Below are 18,667 nucleotides of genomic sequence, written 5' to 3'. Positions count from 1 at the left end.
ATATCGAGTGCGTCGGGCATCGGGGGAAACATCTGGTTCGATTGCATGGCGGAAGCATTGTTTTGGGCATCCATTGCATAACTCCTTGTTTGGACTTCGGGTCTGTGAAAGTGCTGCGAACATGCTGGCTACGCGATGTGGCGCGGCTGCATGTCCAGCACTTTAGGGAGTTGGGGCGAAGCGCGAATTGGTGCTGGCACCTAGTTTTGAGTTCGGTTGCCCCCTATTTTTCAAAGGCGCCGGATACCGTGCTACGATGGCCCGCCTCTACACTCGCCCTGCAAATCCCATGTCCAGGCCTGAACTGACTCGTCGCACGCTCCTGTTGGCGCTTCTCTTATCCAGCTTTGCGTCGCAAGCAGCCGATATGCGCCCCTCCCCGCCGGTCCTGCCGGGCAGCCTATTGATTGAAGATGGCCGCCAGCAGGCTTTTGAGACCAGCCTGGTTGAACTCTCCAGCGGGAAAACGCAACGCATGCCCCGCAGCGAAATTGCGAAAGGCCAAACCAGCGCGGACACCTGGGCCGCCGGGCACCCCGCAGGCAGCGGAACGCTCCTGCGAACCGATCCGCTCGGCAACCTCGCCTTCATGGATGGCCGCACGATGGACGTGCTTGCTGCAATCAACCTGGTGCCGTTGCGCGAACGTGGCCTGGACCCACAATTCCGTTCCGCCATCCCCTCGCCCGATGGCAAATACCTGCTGGGATACTGGCAACCCAACCAGGAGGGCAAGCCGCGCCTTTTCGTCATCGGCCGGGAACTGAAGCTGATCGAGAACGGCTCGCCGCTACGCTACCCGACACAAGGCGCGACGCACGCGCTCGACTGGCTGCCTGACGGCCGCTATGTTTACCTGGCCGGCAACACCCTGGTCGTCGCCAAGCCCGGCGAAGGGATCATTTCGCAAACAAGGCTCGAGATACCGGGCGGCGCCGATGTGGAAGGCGCCAGCCTGAAAGCCAGTCCGGACGGCAAACATGTCATCCTGACTCTTGAGACACAGGCCAGGGTGCCGCTCGGACTGCTTTACGCGGCCCGCATCGGCGACAGCAAATTGCAACTGCTTACGCAGCCTTCAGCGGGCATCGCCAATGGCTCGGTTCGACTATCGGTACAAGGCGCGGCCTGGTCACCCGACGGGCGCTGGATCGCCTTTGTCATGCGTGGCATCAACCCGGGCACGCCAGGCTACTACCAGGCTTGCCAACCGGTGCAGGTCATTCCCTTCGATGGGGCCACCCATATCATCGGCGGCGCCGAAGATCGCTATTCCATTCGTCTTCCGCGCGACAGCAAGCCCCTGGCCGCGTGCGGCCGCATCAACTGGCTGCCCTGAGGCGGCTTGCGTTTCGAAAGGTGATGCGCTGTACCAACGCCGAGAACTATTTTTCGAAGTTGCCGTGTGAAAACTGGTAAACCTGTGTAATATCGTCATTGCCGTACAGAAATTGCATCTTCCTGGTGACGCCCTACCTCCGCGCACCGCTCCGCCGTCCAAGGCGACCGAGTTCCCACAGCCCTGAATCCTGCTGTTCCGAGTCTGGCTCCGTTTATCCAAACGCGATTGCCCGATCCGTCTCATTTCAACGTCCGAGGTAGCGTTATGAACAGGATTTTCCGAGTTGTGTGGAATGCCAGCATGGGCATGTGGCAAGTACGTTCCGAACTGGGCGGAGCCCATGGCAAAGCACGCAGCGCGCGCGCCACGCGTCGCGCGATGGCGGCAGCGAGCCTGTCCTTGCTTGGTGGGGCAGCGTTGGCGGCCGAGCTGCCTACCGGCGGCGTGGTCGTCGCCGGCCAAGGCCAGATCAGCCAGCAAGGGAGCTCGATGACGATCAACCAGGGCGGCGCCAGGATGGCGATCGACTGGAATTCGTTCTCGATCGGCAAAGGGAATACTGTCAACTTCGTGCAGCCCTCCTCTTCCGCAGTCGCCCTGAACCGCGTCACCGGCAGCGACGTTTCGCAGATCCAGGGCGCACTGAAGGCAAATGGCCAGGTCTTCCTGCTGAACCCGAACGGCGTGCTGTTCTCGCCTACGGCCCAGGTGAATGTGGGCGGCCTGCTCGCCTCGACCCTGAACATGAGCAACCAGGACTTCATGTCCGGTAACTACACGCTGCAAGGCGCGAGCGCCAACGCGGTCATCAACCAGGGCAACATCAAGGCTTTCAACGGCGGCTCGGTAGCCCTGGTGGCGGCGCATGTCAGCAACGTCGGCGAGATTTCGGCCGAACGCGGGAATGTGCTGCTGGGCGCCGGCAGCGAGGTGATGCTGGACCTCGGCGGCCCGGTCAAGCTGCAGGTCCGGAAAGGCGCCATTGATGCGCTGATCGAGAACGGCGGCGCCATTCGTGCCGACGGCGGCAAAGTGCTGATGACTGCAAAAGCGGCCGGCGACCTGATTAGCACCGTCATCAACAACGATGGCGTGGTACAAGCGCGCACCCTGGCCACCGGCGAACAGGGCCAGATCCTGCTGTTGGGCGACATGGAAAACGGCCGCATCGACATCGCAGGCAAGCTTGATGCCAGCGCGCCGGACGGCGGCAACGGCGGCTTTATCGAGACTTCTGCGGCGCACGTGGCGACGGCACGTGCCGTGCAGATCGACGCCAGCGCAGCACATGGACAGGGAGGCCATTGGCTGATCGATCCGTACAACTATACGATCGACGCCAGCGCGGCAAGCAATATCGTCAGCGCCCTGAACGTGGGCACCAGCGTGACCATCACCACCCAGTCCAGCCTCGCAAATTACGGCAGTACCGGTTCTGGCAGCGGCGACATCACCGTCGCCAGCGCAATCAGCAAGACCGCAGGCGGCGATGCGACGCTGACGCTGCGCGCCGACCGCAATATCGCCGTGAACAGTGAGATCAGTTCCACCGTCGGCAAGCTTGGCGTGACCTTGAGCGCGGCCAACGCGGCAAACGCCACGCTCGGTGGTGTCGACATCAATGCCAATATCAAGAGCAATGGCGGCAACATCATGGTCGGCAGCAATGCGGGCGCACAGGCGAATGGTTTTGGCTATGCACTCAATTCCAGCTCCGGCACCGCTGCCGTGGTCGTGGAGCGCGGCATGAATATCCTGTCCGGCGGCGGCAACATTGTCATCAACGGCAAGTCGCTGGTTGGCTCCAACAACGGCAGCTATTCGGGCGTCACCGGCGGCGTGTACATCATGTCGAATGCGAACATCAACTCCGGCACCGGCAACCTGTTCATCACCGGCGTCAGCACCGCCGGCAACAAGACCTTTGGCGTCGCCTTCGAGGGCAATTCGAACACCCTCACCACGGTCGGCAACTCGGCTGGCGGCGGCATGCTGCTGAATGCCGTCAACACTACTGCGGGCAATACCCAGGCGGTGCTGGACCAGGGCGCGATCGGCCTGGTCTCCTACGGCAATCGGGCGCGCGTGGCATTCCAGGGCAACTCGGTTGCCAGCTGGTTGGTGCTCGTGAACGGCGTGCCACAACTGTCGGCCTACACCCAGTCGCCGCAGTTGTCGAGCTGCGCTTCGCCTTACCCGAACTGCGGCACGCTGGTGATCCCGGGCTCGAACAACAGCTACCTGTACGCGACCTACCAGGCCGTCAGCATGTCGACGCAGCCGATTTACGTGATCCAGAATGCTGCCGGCACCAAGACCTACGACGGCAACAATACCGCCACCGGCCTCTCCTTCACCACGATGGGCGGCCCGAATGGCTTCTCCGTTTCTGCGCTGACGCCAGCGGTGTCATACACGACCAGCAGCAAGAATGCAGGTTCCTATGCCAGCCTGAACGCCGATGCGGCCAATCCATCCAGCTACACCAGCGCTGGGACTACTTATGCCGTGGGCTATTTCAACACGGGCAGCTATACCATCACGCCGAAGAACCTGACCCCGGCTGCTTCCAGCAAGGTGTATGACGGGACGACTGCAGCAGCTGTTTCCGCAACCGGCATCGTGGCCGGTGATGCGGTCAGCCTCAGTGGCAGCGGCGCCTTTGGCAGCAAGAACGTTGGCAATTACACTGTCGATATCAGCAACATCACCCTCAGTGGCGCCGACGCCGGCAACTACACGCTGGCCAACACTTCGGCCAGCGCGTCCGCCAGCATCACTGCTCGTCCCGTCACGCTGACGGCGGCGAAGATTTATGACGGCAGCACCGACATGAGCGGCTATGTCACGCTGGGCAACCTGGTCTCCGGCGAGAGCTTGAACTACGCGGGCGCCACTGCGAACAGCGCCAATGTGAACGGTGCAAGCTATCTGAATGCCATTACGCTGGCCAACGGCAGCAATGGCCTGGCGTCCAACTACAGCCTGCCCGGCCTGGGCTCAGCCGGCGCGGCGAATTCCGCATCCGTCGCGGCCAAGGCCTTGACGCTGACCGGGCTTGTGGCGGCCGATAAGGTCTACGACGGCAATACCTCGGCAACGCTGAACGGCGGAAGCTTGAACGGCCTGGTTGGCGCTGAGACCTTGAACTTCTCAGGCTTGACCGGCGCTTTCGCAGACAAGAATGTCGGCACGGCCAAAGCAGTGACTGCGAGCGGCCTGCAGCTGTCGGACGGAACCGGCCTTGCTTCGAACTACACCATCAGCAATCCTTCCGGGGTGACTGGCACGATCACGCCGCGCGCTACCACGGTGTCGGGCATTACCGCGTCCGGGAAGACTTACGACGGCAGCACGGCGGCGCAGATCGATACCAGCAACGCAGTATTCTCCAACCTTGTTGCCGGCGAGGCCATCAGCCTGTCGGCGACCGGCGCGTTCTCCGATGCGAACGCGGGAAGCAACAAGCTCGTGGCCATTAACAGCAACTATAGCGGCGGCAGCAACTACACCATCACCAGCCAAGCCAGTACCACCGCGACGATTGCTCGCAAAGCCCTCACCGTTGTCGGCATGTCGGCTGCCGACAAGACTTATGACGGAACGACTGACGCCACCCTGGCCGGCGGCGCGTTGAGCGGCCTGGTAGGTTCGGAGACCTTGAGTTTCGCCGGACAGACCGGTGCATTTGCGAATCGCAATGCCGGCGTCAACAAATCTGTTTCCGTCAGTGGGATCGTGCTCGCTGACGGTACCGGCCTGGCATCGAACTACGAGCTGACGCTGCCAACCGGCGTTACTGCGGCGATCACTCCGCGCGCGACGACTGTATCCGGCATTACTGCAGCTGGTAAGACCTATGATGGCACCACTGCGGCGCAGCTTGATACCAGCAATGCCGTGTTCTCCAACCTCGTCTCCGGCGAGACGATCAGCCTTTCGGCAACCGGCGCGTTCGCAGACAAGAATGCCGGCGCTGCCAAGGTGGTCAACATCGCCAGCAGCTACGGCGGCGATTACGTCGGCAACTACATCATCACGGGCCAGTCCGACACCAGTGCGTCCATCGCGCGCAAAGCGCTGACAATCGTCGGCATGTCGGCGGCCGACAAGACTTATGACGGGACCACGGGCGCCAGCCTTGTAGGCGGTTCCTTGAGTGGCTTGGTCGGTTCGGAAACTCTGAGCTTCTCCGGCCAGACCGGGGCGTTTGCAGATCGCAACGCGGGCAATAACAAGGCGGTTTCCGTGAGCGGCATTGTGCTCGCTGATGGTACCGGCCTGGCGTCGAACTATCAGTTGACGATGCCGGCCGGGATGACGGCCTCCATCTTCCCGAAAGCGTTGAGCGTGGGCGACCTGGCCACCGCAGACAAAGTGGAGGACGGCAATACCATAGCGGCGCTCACCTCCAGCGGTTCCCTGTCCGGCGTCATCAGCGGCGATGACGTGAGCGTCGACAGTAGTGCGGCGAGCGCGCAGTTTGCGCAGGCTACTCCCGGCACCGGGTTGAGCGTCAGCGTGGCTGGACTTGCGCTGGCAGGAAGCGATGCCGGCAACTACAGCTTCTCCGGTAGCGGCGTAAGCACGGCCAGCATCACGGCTGTTCCAGCGCCAACGCCGGTGCCGACACCTGTTCCCGTTCCTGTTCCCGAGACTGCTCCTGTGCCGGCGCCTGCACAGGAGCCAGTTCCTGAACCGGTCAGCGCGCCCGTCCCAGCGCCTGTCCCTGAGCCGGTCTCCGTGCCTGCCCCGGCGCCGGTTCCTGAACCGGTCATCGTGCCGGTTCCGCTTCCTGTACCAGTGCCGGCTCCAACTCCAACCCCAATACCGACGCCGGTCACAGCGCCGACGCCAGTAGTGACGCCCGCGCCTTCGCCAGTGGCCATTCCAACGCCGGCACCAGTCGTACCGGTAGCCCCTGCGCCAGTCGCGCTGCCTGAACCTGCGCCTGTTCCGACTCCGGCAGCGGCCCAGGTTCCGCAAGTCGTACCGGCTCCGGCACCTGCTCCCGTCGCTGCGCCTGAACCTGCGCCTGTAGCCACGCCAGCGCCAACCCCAATCGCAACTCCAACACCGGCCGCTACGCCAGCAGCCGCCCCTGACGCAAGGACCGCCATTGCAGCCCAGGCCGCGAGCCCCGTAACCATCGGCGGCGCGACCCCGACCTTGCCTTCACTGAGCGTGGGTGGCTTGAACTACACCGATGTAAGTGACTCGAGCAACGTGCAATCCGGATCCAGCAACCGCGACAACATGCCAGCAACGCAAAGCCTCACCGCAGGCCGCGACGTCAAGTTTCTGAGCGTGTTTGTGGTTTCCGGCGGCATCCAAATGCCATCGGCCGACGCAAGCAACCAAGGAACCGCGACAAACGACCAAAAGTAACGATAGAATGGTGTTGCCAATCAGACAGCGTTGAAAGCCGACATGAGACCAGCTAACACCATTCTGACCATCGCCATCTTTTACGCCTTTGCCGAGGCAGCCCTTGCACAGCAAGGTACGCAATCCTTACAGGAAAACGGGCAGCGGGCGCTGCGGGAACCCACTCCCGCGCCGCCCCTCCCGCTACCTCCCCCACCTCCCCCCGCGACGGTTCCACCTGGCGGATTGACAGTCACGCTGAAACAGGTAACGGTCACCGGCAACACCCTGATCACGCAAGACGAACTCTTGCGTGAACTGGGCCCTGTGGTTGGCAAGACGTTCGATTTCGCCGGCCTCAGCGCATTGGCCGACAAGTTATCCGCCTACTACCGTGCCGCAGGCTATCCTTTTGCACGGGCATACCTGCCACAACAGGATTTGCAGCTGGGCGTCCTGCGCATCGAGGTGCTGGAAGGCCGCTACGGTTCTATCACCGCAAACGGCGACACGTCCCTGAGTCCCGCGGCCCAGCACTTCCTGTCGCCGCTGAAGCCGGGCAGCGTCATCGAAAGCCACGAACTCGAACGCGTCACCCTGATCCTCGACGACCAGCCGGGCGTGCGCAGCGTGCCTGTAGTCCGTCCGGGCAAGGAGGTCGGCACCGGCGACCTCGCTATCGAAGTGCAGCGCGATCATCGCTATGCGGGCGAGATCGGCCTCGACAACAACGGCACCCGCTACACCGGTCGCACGCGCGCACACGCCAGCCTGGACATCGATAGCCCATTCACGCTAGGTGACCAGATTTCGCTGCAGGGCATGTACACCAACGAGCAAATGTGGTTCGGCTCCGCCGCATACGCCTTGCCTCTCGGCGCAACGGGCCTGCGCGGCCGTATCGGCTACAGCCGTTCGTACTATGCGCTGGGAGACAGCTTCGCAGCTCTGAATGCGACCGGTACAGCCAACGTCAGCAGTGCGGGCCTTAGCTACCCGCTGGTGCGCTCGCAGCGCCGCAACATCACCTTGTCGGCGACGCTCGAACACAAGCGCCTGCGCGACCAGCAAGGCGCCACGGACAGCAACAGCGACAAGAGCAGCAACACCGTGCCGATCGCCGTCAATTTCGACGTGCGCGACAATCTGTTGCGGGGCGGCGTGACCTACGGTGCCGTGTCCTGGACGCCGGGCCGCCTCAGTCTCGATGGCGCCTTGCTCGAGACCGACGCAGCCACGGCCCGCAGCGCCGGCCGCTTTTCGAAACTGAACCTCGACCTCGCACGCATCCAATCGGTCGCCGAGCACCTGGACGTGTATGGACGCTTGTCAGCGCAATGGGCCAGCAAGAACCTGGACTCGTCGCAAAAATTCGGCCTCGGTGGCCGCAATGGCGTGCGCGCCTATCCCGGTGGCGAAGGCTACGGCGATGCAGGCGCCCTGCTGCAACTCGAAGTGCGCTATGCCGCCGGAGCATTCATGCCTTACCTGTTTTACGATGCCGGCCGCATCACCTCCAACCGCGAACCCTGGACCAGCGACAGCAATCACCGCACCCTGGCTGGTGCAGGTGCCGGCCTGCGTTATGACAACCGTGCCTTCAATGCTTCCCTGATCGCGGCGTGGCGCACGCGCGGCGGCGAGCCGCGATCCGAGCCGCACCATAGCCAGCCCATGGCGTGGCTGAACGTGGGCTACCGCTTCTGAGCGTCCGATACGCGCGCCGCCCGGCGCAGCATGGTGTTAACCTGCCGCTGCTGACAGCTGGCATACAGGTTGCGCCATGCATTCTGATACTATCGCTCCCTTTCATAAGCAGCAGCCCAAGACCGTCTTCATCATTGACGACAACGCAATGATGCGGTCAATGATGCGCCTGGGGGCAAACGAAGCCGAACTGGCGGTCCTCGGCGAAGCGGGTACCGCCCAGGCTGGCCTTGCACGCTGCATGCAACTGATGCCAGACATCGTCCTGCTGGACCTCGGGCTGCCCGATGGCGACGGTCTGGAACTGCTTTCCGAACTCAAGGCGCGCTCGCCGGACGTCTTCGTCATTGTCGTATCCGGGCATAACGACCAGGAAGTCGTGCGGGCAGCAGTCTCTCGCGGGGCGCTGGGCTTCATCGTCAAACCCTTCAGCATCGGCTCCATTACCGACACCCTCATCGCTGCCCGGCGACGGCTGGCGGCCCGGCAGTAGACTCCCCGGTCAATCTGTATCAATTTGCAATGCAATGTCGGAAAGCTTTACGCTTTTTCAAGCACGCTGTCATGGCTTTGCGGCAAGTGACTGAAAGTAAAGAAGCTTCCCTTCCAGGCGCGAAAATTGCTAAACGTTTTCCCGACATGTTGATTCACTGGGCAATATTCTCGGGAGGAAATGACGTGCGACAACTCATTGCAAGCAGGCTGCTCGGCATGGCGGTAGCGATGGCGGCCATCAGCGGCACGGCCCAAGCGGTTCCCAACGGGACCATCACCCCCTTGATCACCTCGGGCGCCCTGCCTGATACGCCGGCAGCCCACGTCGACCCGAACAACGCCGCATCTCCCTTTTCGGGCGTCGTCAGCATCAATATCCGATATGACGGCTTGAGCTATATCTGCTCCGGCGCCCTGGTCGGCAAACGCCAGGTAGTCTCGGCCGGTCACTGCGTGGATACCAATGGCAAAGGCAGCCTGATCGACCTTAACAAGCCCGGCAATGACGTACGCGTTGTCTTCAATGCTTCCTCCACGCCGGGCGATCCTGGCCGCGCCGTCGTCACCGCTACCAAGGTCCAGATGAACCCGAATTACGGAGGCTTCGGCAATTGCCCTGCTGGCGTGCCGGGCTTTTGCGTGAACGATGACCTCGCCGTGATCACGCTTGGCCAGGACGCCCCGGCCTCCGCCAAGGTCTACAAGCTGGCCGGCCAGCAGCTGCAGGCAAATACCCGCATCATCATGGCTGGCTATGGAACCTCCGGCGATGGCATCAATGGCTATACCATCAGTCCCGATTTCCGCATCAAACGTACCGGACAGAACGTCGTCGACCTGTTCGATGCCGACGATGAACAGGGCTTCAATGGCCCGAACGAAGTCTGGTATGCGGACTTCGACGGCAATGGCCACGATTCGTTTTGCGAATGGGGCCTCGCCTGCTCGGCCCAACTGCCCAACGACCGCGAGTCGGGCATTGGCGGCGGCGATTCTGGCGGGCCGTCTTTCATCGAGCAATATGGCGAGCTGATGCTGATTGCCACCAACACGTTCGGCGGCACGCCGGACGGAATTGTCGCCGGCGCGTTCGGCTCCTACTTCGGCGGCATCATCCTGCACAGCTACCTGGACTACTTGGTGGCCGCGACCGGCGGCGCGATACAGGTGGTTCCGGAGCCGGCCAGCATGGCGGTATTTGCGCTCGGCCTGTTTGCCTTGGCGTGCGTGCGCCGCCGGGAGCGGCGCCCGTGACGTTCAACCGGCGGGCTGCATCCCACGCCGTTGCGCCGCAGCCACCCTGTTCCTCGAAGTCCGCTTGCGCCACCAGATCACCACGCCGGTGACGCTCAGCATCGCCGCCACGACACCCATTGCGGAAACCAGGATCCGGCCGGGCAGGCCCAGGATGCGGCCGGAATGCAATGGGAACTGGGCCTGCACGAAGATGTCTGCCGCAGTCCCTTTCCAGGGCTGGCGATCTCCGAGCAGGCGTCCATCGACCCCGTCGTAATACAGCACGGCAGGCCCGACGCCGCCTGCGCCATGGTCGTCGCCCGGCTTGAAGAAGCTGACGCCGTAGATGCCGTAGGCCTGGGAATAGAACACGCTTCCGGCCGGTTCCTTCCATGTACGGCGCGCCGCTTCCTGCGCTGCCCGTTGCAATACTTCTTCATAGCCGATATGCGCCAGGATCGGATTGCGCAAATCCCTTGGCGTGCGGGTATCGAAGGGAGTTGGTGTCAACTCCGAGACCGTCTGCATCACCGGGTAGAAGACCTCACGGTACAGGTTCAGCGAGAAGGCGGTGAACGCCAGGATGAACAACAGCCCCCATGTCCACAGGCTGAAAGCGCGGTGCAGGTCAAAATTGAGCTTGGCGCTGCCGCCGCTCCAGCGGACCTTCCATGCGGGCTTCCAGCGCTGCCACCAGCCGCGTGCCCCGGGCGTGCGTGTGCGTACTGGCAGCGTGAGGTAGAAGCCGACAAAACTGTCCACCATCCACACCATTGCTATCACGCCCATCAGCCAGATGCCCCAGCGGTCTATGCCCCACATCTCCGGGACGTGCAGCGAGTAATGCAGGCGGTAGAGGAATGAGACCAGCGTCTCCTTGCTGATCGGCCAGACCGCGCCCCACTCGCGCTTGCCCAACTCCGCGCCGCTGACCGGATCGACGAAGACCTGGTTGAAGCCGGTGGCATCCAACCCGAAGCCCAGCGACTTTCCCTGCTCCGCATGCAGCGGGATGTATGAAACCCTGGCTTCCGGATGGCGCTGCTCGATCTGGCGCGCAAGCGCGAGCGAAGACTGCGGCCGGCCCGGCGTATGTGCTTCCATCAAGTGCGGGTTCAGCAGATCGTCCAGCTCGTGGTCCCACGAGATGACAGCGCCTGTCAGGCCGCTGATGAAGAGGAAGCCCGCCGTGAGCAGGCCAAGATAGCGGTGCACCAGCGTCCAGCTTGCGCGCATGTCAGCCTCGCATCAGAAGCGATACTTCAGACTCGCCGATACACTGCGCGGTGCGGCGTAGGTGATGGCGCCATAGGCGGCGAACATGCCGAAATGCTGTTTGTCGAACAGGTTGCTCACGTTGACCTGCGCCGAAAGCTGCCTGGTGATGTCGTAGCGTGCCATCAGGCTGGCCAGCGCGAAGGAACCCTGTTCAATCACGCCATTGGTCCCGGCGGGAGCAGCCGGATCCAGGGTGTAGGTACGGCTTTCCCAATTCAGGCCGCCGCCCACAGTCAGCGCATCCAGGCGGTAGGTAGTGAAGACGCGGAACAGTTTGCGTGGATAGACGCCGTTGAAATCGGCGCCCGCGGCATCCTTGGCCCTGAACTGGGAAAATCCCGCGGTGGCGTTCCAGCCGGGCGCCAGTTCTCCCGAGACCTCGAACTCAAAGCCATCGCTCTTGGCGCCGCTTGCGGCGCGGTAGTACGCTTCCGGCGCAAGCGGGCCTGTGCCATCGCGGTCGACCAGGCCGGCCTCCTGGGCGAGCTTGTCCTGCTTGATCCTGAATACCGCAAACGACGCATTCACGCGGCCGTCCAGGAATTCGCCTTTGATGCCGCCCTCGTAGCTCTTGCCGACTACCGGGTCCAGGATATTTCCCGCCAGGTCCTTGCGGTTCTGCGGCTGGAAAATGTCGGTGTAACTGGCGTAGGCAGACAGGTTGTCGCTGAGGTCATATACCACGCCGGCATAGGGCGTCAATTCGTGGTCGTGCTTCAGCTGATAGGCCGGGCTCCAGGCTCCGGCGCCGGTCTTGTCGTAGTTGGTGAGGCGCGCTCCGATAATCGCCTTCAGCGGATCGGTGATCGAGAAGCGCGCAACACCGTACAACGCTTCCTGCCGGGTCACGCTCTTTTCGTAAAATGTCGGCGCGCCCCAATTCGGCTCAGGATACGCTGCACCATTCCAGTGATTGAAATCGCCTACCGGAGGGTAGTCACTGCCGTAATCGGCGGCACGGCTGTCGGCATTGAATTCCTGCTTCGAGTGCATGTAGCCGAACGCCGCTTCATGCTTGCGCCCGGCGAGCGCAAAGGGTCCGCTGGCATGAAGGCTGAAGTCGTCCTGCCGGGTGTGCGTAATGTAGGAGCCTGCAAACGCGCCCATGCCCAGTCCCGTCGCGCGCTCAGGTACCCCTGAGAGGTAAAGCAGCGCGGAATCGGCCTTGCGGTCGCCATGACTGAAGCCGGCGCGCAGCCTCCAGCCGTTGTCGAAGCTGTGTTCAAGGTTGGCGAAGGCGTTCTCGTACGCTGTTTCCCAGCGCGTCCACCCGGCCGCCGACGTTTTCGAGACATCCCAGTTGGTCTTGCTGCCGTCGGTGTACCAGTACGGCAGGCCGCCCCACATCGGGCCTTGCGGGTCGTTTTCCTGGCGGCTGTAGCCGGCGGAAAGCACGGTGCCGGGCGCCAGGTCGGCTTCTACAGTGCCATAGAAAGTGTGGCTTTTGCTCTTCATCAGATCGACCCAGCTGTCGGAACGCTGGTATTCACCGACCACCCGGGCGCGTACGCTACCGCTGGCATTGACCGGGGTCGAAACGTCTGCCATGGCGCGGCGCTCGTTCCAGCGGCCGGTGCCAAGCTGCGCGCTGCCGGTGAGCTCCTTGCTGGCCGCACGCTTGCGCACCAGGTTGATGGCCGCCGAAGGATTGCCGGCGCCCGTCATCAGGCCGGTGGCGCCGCGCACCACTTCCACACGGTCGTAGAGGGCCAGGCTCCCCAATACTTCGCCGGAACTCCATGCCTGCTCCCAGGCCGTCGGCACGCCGTCGATCTGCAGGTTGTCAATGTCGAAGCCGCGCGCGGTAAAACCGGCGCGATGCGTCTCATACTGGTTGACCGAAACGCCGGTCACATTGTTGACCACATCGGTCACGGTCTGTAACGCCTGGTCCTCGATGCGCTGCTGGGTCATCACGGATATCGATTGCGGCGTGTCGCGCGGCGAAATGCTCAGCGGCGTGGCCGTCCGGCTGCGTTCCGCGGTGTAGGTATCCGGCCTTTGCGCAGTGACCTGGATCTGCGGCATCACTGCAGCGTCTTCCGCCAGGACAGCACCCGGAAATGCCAACCCAAGCAATACCGCCAACTTCTTCTTGTCCATCGTTACCTCAGCTAATTATCAATGATTAGCTGGCGGGGAGCTGGCTTTATTCGAAACCGTAAATGATAACTATTCGCATCTAAAAGTCAACACTTGCTTATGCAAGTTACCGGATTAGATTGAAATTGACCCAGATCATGCCGCTGGATTGCGCATAACCCTAGACTTTTTCATATCTATCCATCCCGGAGGCTGCCATGGGGTTCAAGACTGTCGTTGTGCACGTGAATAGTTCCGCCGATACCGAGCGCCGGGTACGGCTGGCATCCCAGATCGTGCGCATGTCAAAAGGCCGCCTGGTCGGTGCGGCGATGAGCGGTATTTCTCGCTTCCTGTACGCCGACCATGCCACCGCCATGGGTGTCAGCCTGGCAGCCCAATGCATCGACGAAGCGCGGGAAGCCGCCCGCGACAGCTTGCGGCGTTTCGAGTCGCAATGCGCGATGCTGGACCTGCCGTCCTTCGAATCCCGCCTGCTTGACGACCAGGCCGCGGATGGCCTGGTGCTGCAGTCGCGCTACGGCGACCTCCTGATACTGGGCCAGGTCAACCCGGACGATCCGATTTCGCCAATGGAAGAAGAAACACCCGAATATGTGGCCATGAACAGCGCAAGGCCGGTATTGGTGGTGCCCTATGCCGGCCATTTCGGAGCGCCGTTCCAGCGTGTGCTGGTGGCCTGGGACGGCAGCATGGAGGCCACCCGCGCCATCACCGCTGCCATTCCGCTGATGGAGCAGGCCGGCAAAGTCACGCTGGCTGTGTTCAATGCCGGCCGCGAACCCGAGGCCCACGGCAGCGAACCGGGCGCAGACATGGCCCTCTACCTGGCGCGCCATGGCATCAAGGTCGAAGTCTCCTCGCAAGCGACGACGATCGACGTCGGTTCTGCCCTGCTCTCCTTCGCATCGGATCTCGATGCCGATTTGCTGGTCATGGGTTGCTACGGCCATAGCCGCTTGCGAGAAATCATGCTGGGCGGCGCTTCCCGTACGGTATTGCAAAGCATGACGCTTCCTGTGCTGATGGCGCATTAGGTCCGCATTAGGTCTATACTGGCCTGCATGCCAAATCCGTTCGCCAATGTCGCCGCCGCATGGCTGGCACATCCACTGGAGATGGCCCGGGCGTGGCAGGAGCTTGCCACAGTCGCCTGGGCGACCGGCATGCCTGCGCCGCTGGCGGAAGCTGCGGAGGGCGATGACCGATTCAGCGACGACGCCTGGCGCGACAATCCGTTCTTTCATGGCCTGATGCAGCAATACCTCGGCTTCACGCGCACCCTCGAACGGCAGGTCTACGACACGCCGGGCGTGGATGAAAGCGAAGCCCGCAGCGCTGCCTTCTGGCTGCGCCATTGGTGCAACGCTCTAGCCCCCAGCAACTTCCCCTGGACCAATCCGGTCGTACTGCGACGCGCCTTCGACAGCGGCGGGGCCAGCCTGAAGCACGGCTTTGAAGAATGGCTGCGCGATGTGCTGGCGGGCGACCTGCGCATGGTGGATCCGGCCCAGTTCCAGCTCGGACGCGACCTGGCCGCGACGCCAGGGCGCGTTGTGATGCGCAACCAGATGATGGAACTGATCCAGTACACGCCCGTTTGCCCGCAAGTTCGGGCGATGCCGCTGGTCCTGGTGCCGCCCTGGATCAACAAGTACTACATCCTGGACCTGACCGCCCAGCAAAGCATGGTGCGGCACCTGGTGCAACAGGGTTTCGACGTGTTCGTCATGAGCTGGAAGAATCCGCGCGCCAATATGCAGGATGCCAGCTTCGAAGACCACCTGTTCGATGGCATCCTCGCTGCCATCGACGCGGCGCGCAATATCGCCGGCGTCCCGCAAGTGCATGCGGTCGGCTATTGCATCGGCGGCACCGCCCTGTCGGCGTTGATGGCGTGGCTGAACCGCCGCCATCGGGCGGCGCGCGATGTCCCGGTTGCCCATTGGACGCTGCTGGCCACGCTCACCGATTTTTCCAAGCCTGGCGACATCGCCAGTTTCATCAACGACGAAAGCGTGGCCTTGCTGGACGGCCTGATGGCGCGCCAGGGTTTCCTCGACTCGCAGCAGATCGGCTGGAGCTTCCGCATGCTGCGCCCGAATACGCAGATCTGGCGCTATGTGGTGCACAAGTACCTGCTCGGCGAGCCTGCACCAGCGCTGGCGCCCCTGGCCTGGAACTCGGACGGCACGCGCCAGCCGCGCGCCACGCACAGTTTCTGCCTGCGCGAGCTATACCAGGCCAACAAGCTGGCCCACGCGGATGCGCTTGAAATCCGCGGCCAGAAGCTTGACCTTGGCCGCATCCGCCAAACCCTGTATGCCGTGGGTGCGGTGGCGGACCACATCACCCCCTGGCGCAGCACCTACCGCAGCGCGGCGCTGGTGGGCGCTCCGGTACATTTTGTGCTGACCGCCTCCGGCCATATCCTGGGCATCATCAATCCGCCGGGCGGCAGCGCCAAACAGCAATACTGGTCGGCGCCCCTGATCGCGGGCCGCGACGCCAAGGACTGGCTGGCGGTGCAAACGCCAACTCCAGGCTCCTGGTGGCAGGACTGGACCGCCTGGCTGCACGGGCGCTGCGGCGGGTGGCGCACGCCGGCGCCGGCGGCCCATGCCGATTATCCCTGGCTAGGCGATGCCCCCGGAAACTACGTGCGCGAGCGCTAGCCCTGGCCTTATAATTTCGGCCATGAATAATGAGGATAAACAATTCCGCCGCCGGCTTGCCGTGATTGGCGCGATCGCATTTTCCGGCTTTGCCGTCCTGGCTGGCCGCGTAATCTGGCTGCAGGCCTTCCAATGACCGGTCATTCTTCTTTGTGGCGCCGCCTGCGGCCGGTGCTGGCTGTTGACGCGCCGTTGGCTGCCATCCTTGGCTTGCTGCTGGCGGCTGGCCTGTTGACACTGTATTCCGCCTCGGCCGACTTCCCGGGGCGCTTCGAACTGCAGTTGCGTAACGTGGCGATGGCGCTGGGCCTGATGTGGGCGGTCGCGAACATCCCGCCGCCCATGCTGATGCGCCATGCAGTCACGCTGTATTCGCTTGGCGTCGCCTTGCTGTTGGCGGTGTTCCTGTTCGGCGTTACGAAAAAAGGCTCGACGCGCTGGCTCAATCTCGGTCACGATTTCCAGCCGTCCGAGATGATGAAGATCGCGATGCCGATGATGCTGGCCTGGTACTTCCACCGTTTCGATGGCGCCAAGGGCTGGCAAGTATTCGTCGCGGCCGCGGTGCTGCTGGCCATTCCGGTGGGACTGATCGCCAAGCAGCCTGATTTCGGCACGGCGATGCTGGTGCTGGCGGCCGGTTTCTATGTGATCGTGCTGGCCGGGCTATCGTGGAAGGCGCTTGCGGCCCTGGCTGCTTGCGCCCTGGCCGCGGTGCCGGTGGTATGGCAACTGCTGCACGACTTCCAGCGCCAAAGGGTGCTGACCTTCCTCAACCCGGACTCGGATCCGGCCGGCAAGGGTTTCCAGATCACCCAGGCGAAAATCGCGATCGGTTCCGGCGGGATGGCTGGCCGCGGCTGGATGGATGGCACCCAGGGCCACCTCGGCTTCATTCCGGAACGCTCCACCGACTTCATCTTCTCGGTCTTCGCCGAAGAATTCGGGCTGTTCGGCGGGATTGCGCTGCTGGTGACGTACGCCTTGCTGATCTGGCGCGGCCTGCAGATTTCCTCCAGCGCGGTGACGCCATTTTCGCGTTTGCTGGGCGGCGCCATCACCATGATCTTCTTCACCTATGCCTTCATCAATATCGGCATGGTGAGCGGCGTGGTACCGGTGGTTGGCGTGCCGCTGCCTTTTTTCAGCTATGGCGGCACTGCCCTGGTGACACTGGGAATCGGCTGCGGCATCCTGATGGCCATCCGTCGTCAAAGCCAGGTCTGAGCCTGTTACAAATGTCCGGAATTGGACATATTTCCCGGCTCCTGTTCAGGGCATAACGGAACCGTTGTTGAAATAGCGACAGCGCACCGATTTCGATTGAATTGCCGCAGTCTCCCCGTCAAGATTGGCTCACCCCAACCACAACCGGACGGAGAGACGAATGAACTTGAAACACCTTGGCGCTTTCGCACTCGCAGCTTCCTTCAGCCTGGGCGCCTATGCGGCCGACGGCCTCACAGCCAGCATCAGCATGGACAAGCGCGCGCTGGGCCCGCGCGACGACGTGGTCGTGCAGGTCACGCTGACCAATACTTCATCGGTGCCGCAATACGTCCTGAAATGGCATACCCCGTTCGGCGACATTGAAGAATCCCTGTTCGACGTGACCCGTGACGGCGCCAGGGTGCCGTACGAAGGCATGCACGTCAAGCGCCCGGCGCCCACGGCAGCCGATTACTACGTCATCCAGCCGGGCAAATCGCACAAGGTCACGGTGGAACTGTCGCAGATGTATAACATGAGCATCTCGGGCGACTACACCATCCGTTACAGCACCAAGTCGCCCAAGCTGTTCAGCAACGTCGACCCGGCCGGCAAGGCAGTTGACAAGAAGCAGCCGGACACCCTGCAATCGGCCGAGCTCAGCGTGTCGATCGAAGGCACCCTGCCGCGCGGCAGCATCGCCAAGGCGCCGGAACAGCCCCTGCCAAGCGCAGCCGGCTTGTCCTTCAGCAAGTGCACCACTTCGCAGCAGGCCGACATTACAACTGCCGTGTCGACCGCGCAAGGCATGGCCAACGACGGCGACGCCTACCTGGGCGCCAACAAGACAGGCACCCGCTACACGAAATGGTTCGGCAGCTACAATTCCGGCCGCTACTCCACCGTGAAATCGCACTTCGCCGCGCTGAAGGATGCCTTCGCCACCAAGCCGATCACCGTCGACTGCGGCTGCAAGAAGACGTACTACGCCTATGTGTATCCAACCCAGCCTTACAAGATTTATGTCTGCAAGGCATTCTGGAGCGCGCCAATGTCCGGCACCGACTCCAAGGGCGGTACGCTGGTGCATGAGATGAGCCACTTCAACGTGGTGGCCGGTACCGATGACTGGGTCTACGGCCAGTCCGGCGCCGCCAGCCTGGCGATCAGCGATCCTAACAAGGCCATCGACAACGCCGACTCGCACGAATATTTCGGCGAGAACACTCCAGCCCTGCCATAAGGCCTGCCCTGC

The 18,667-nt window shown here is 62.7% G+C and carries 11 protein-coding genes; 9 read left to right on the top strand and 2 right to left on the bottom strand.

The window, feature by feature from the left end; all coding sequences use genetic code 11:
* The first annotated feature begins 367 nt into the window (after positions 1-367).
* The 5 genes from ACN9MW_RS16895 (at position 368) to ACN9MW_RS16875 (ending at position 10,165) form a co-directional block, all read left to right on the top strand.
* Positions 368-1,339, top strand: a complete 972-nt coding sequence (locus tag ACN9MW_RS16895; protein ID WP_426161599.1) for a hypothetical protein — start codon at positions 368-370, stop codon at positions 1,337-1,339.
* A gap of 267 nt (positions 1,340-1,606) precedes the next feature.
* Positions 1,607-6,730, top strand: a complete 5,124-nt coding sequence (locus ACN9MW_RS16890) for a YDG domain-containing protein (protein ID WP_426161598.1) — start codon at positions 1,607-1,609, stop codon at positions 6,728-6,730.
* A gap of 225 nt (positions 6,731-6,955) precedes the next feature.
* Positions 6,956-8,416, top strand: coding sequence for a ShlB/FhaC/HecB family hemolysin secretion/activation protein (locus tag ACN9MW_RS16885; RefSeq protein WP_426161597.1), 1,461 nt, complete (start codon positions 6,956-6,958; stop codon positions 8,414-8,416).
* Between the two features lie 76 nt (positions 8,417-8,492).
* Complete coding sequence (locus tag ACN9MW_RS16880; RefSeq protein ID WP_426161596.1) at positions 8,493-8,909, top strand: response regulator; 417 nt, start codon at positions 8,493-8,495, stop codon at positions 8,907-8,909.
* 185 nt (positions 8,910-9,094) lie between these two features.
* The gene (locus ACN9MW_RS16875; RefSeq protein ID WP_426161595.1) at positions 9,095-10,165 is read left to right on the top strand and encodes a trypsin-like serine protease; all 1,071 of its coding nucleotides are present in this window, start codon (positions 9,095-9,097) and stop codon (positions 10,163-10,165) included.
* 3 nt (positions 10,166-10,168) lie between these two features.
* Here the strand turns inward: ACN9MW_RS16875 and ACN9MW_RS16870 are convergent, their stop codons facing one another.
* Together ACN9MW_RS16870 and ACN9MW_RS16865 are read right to left on the bottom strand one after the other, a co-directional pair.
* Complete coding sequence (locus ACN9MW_RS16870) at positions 10,169-11,383, bottom strand: PepSY-associated TM helix domain-containing protein (protein ID WP_426161594.1); 1,215 nt, start codon at positions 11,381-11,383, stop codon at positions 10,169-10,171.
* A gap of 12 nt (positions 11,384-11,395) precedes the next feature.
* Positions 11,396-13,528 (bottom strand): TonB-dependent siderophore receptor, encoded by a 2,133-nt coding sequence (locus ACN9MW_RS16865; protein WP_426161593.1) that lies wholly within the window; start codon positions 13,526-13,528, stop codon positions 11,396-11,398.
* A 197-nt stretch (positions 13,529-13,725) separates the two neighbouring features.
* Here ACN9MW_RS16865 and ACN9MW_RS16860 point away from each other — a divergent pair, with 197 nt between their 5' ends.
* From ACN9MW_RS16860 to ACN9MW_RS16845, 4 genes are all read left to right on the top strand, one after another.
* Positions 13,726-14,565 carry a universal stress protein gene (locus ACN9MW_RS16860; RefSeq protein ID WP_426161592.1) on the top strand — a complete coding sequence of 280 codons (840 nt, stop codon included), beginning with the start codon at positions 13,726-13,728 and terminating at the stop codon, positions 14,563-14,565.
* Between the two features lie 27 nt (positions 14,566-14,592).
* Positions 14,593-16,203, top strand: coding sequence for a PHA/PHB synthase family protein (locus ACN9MW_RS16855; RefSeq protein WP_426161591.1), 1,611 nt, complete (start codon positions 14,593-14,595; stop codon positions 16,201-16,203).
* A gap of 132 nt (positions 16,204-16,335) precedes the next feature.
* Positions 16,336-17,430 carry a rod shape-determining protein RodA gene (rodA, locus tag ACN9MW_RS16850; RefSeq protein ID WP_426161590.1) on the top strand — a complete coding sequence of 365 codons (1,095 nt, stop codon included), beginning with the start codon at positions 16,336-16,338 and terminating at the stop codon, positions 17,428-17,430.
* A gap of 160 nt (positions 17,431-17,590) precedes the next feature.
* Positions 17,591-18,655, top strand: coding sequence for a M35 family metallo-endopeptidase (locus ACN9MW_RS16845; RefSeq protein WP_426161589.1), 1,065 nt, complete (start codon positions 17,591-17,593; stop codon positions 18,653-18,655).
* The last annotated feature ends 12 nt before the right edge of the window (positions 18,656-18,667 follow it).

The organism is Pseudoduganella sp. R-34 (assembly GCF_049904655.1).
GTDB lineage: Bacteria > Pseudomonadota > Gammaproteobacteria > Burkholderiales > Burkholderiaceae_D > Rugamonas.
The sequence above is the reverse complement of the archived record's forward strand: the minus strand, read 5'-3'. Positions and strand labels throughout refer to the sequence as shown.

Excerpts from the sequence above, each read along its gene's own strand:
- ACN9MW_RS16895 (WP_426161599.1), top strand. The coding sequence starts at position 368 with ATGCGCCCCTCCCCGCCGGTCCTGCCGGGCAGCCTATTGATTGAAGAT.
- ACN9MW_RS16890 (WP_426161598.1), top strand. The coding sequence starts at position 1,607 with ATGAACAGGATTTTCCGAGTTGTGTGGAATGCCAGCATGGGCATGTGG.
- ACN9MW_RS16880 (WP_426161596.1), top strand. The coding sequence starts at position 8,493 with ATGCATTCTGATACTATCGCTCCCTTTCATAAGCAGCAGCCCAAGACC.
- ACN9MW_RS16870 (WP_426161594.1), bottom strand. The coding sequence starts at position 11,383 with ATGCGCGCAAGCTGGACGCTGGTGCACCGCTATCTTGGCCTGCTCACG.
- ACN9MW_RS16865 (WP_426161593.1), bottom strand. The coding sequence starts at position 13,528 with ATGGACAAGAAGAAGTTGGCGGTATTGCTTGGGTTGGCATTTCCGGGT.
- ACN9MW_RS16860 (WP_426161592.1), top strand. The coding sequence starts at position 13,726 with ATGGGGTTCAAGACTGTCGTTGTGCACGTGAATAGTTCCGCCGATACC.
- ACN9MW_RS16855 (WP_426161591.1), top strand. The coding sequence starts at position 14,593 with ATGCCAAATCCGTTCGCCAATGTCGCCGCCGCATGGCTGGCACATCCA.
- rodA (WP_426161590.1), top strand. The coding sequence starts at position 16,336 with ATGACCGGTCATTCTTCTTTGTGGCGCCGCCTGCGGCCGGTGCTGGCT.
- ACN9MW_RS16845 (WP_426161589.1), top strand. The coding sequence starts at position 17,591 with ATGAACTTGAAACACCTTGGCGCTTTCGCACTCGCAGCTTCCTTCAGC.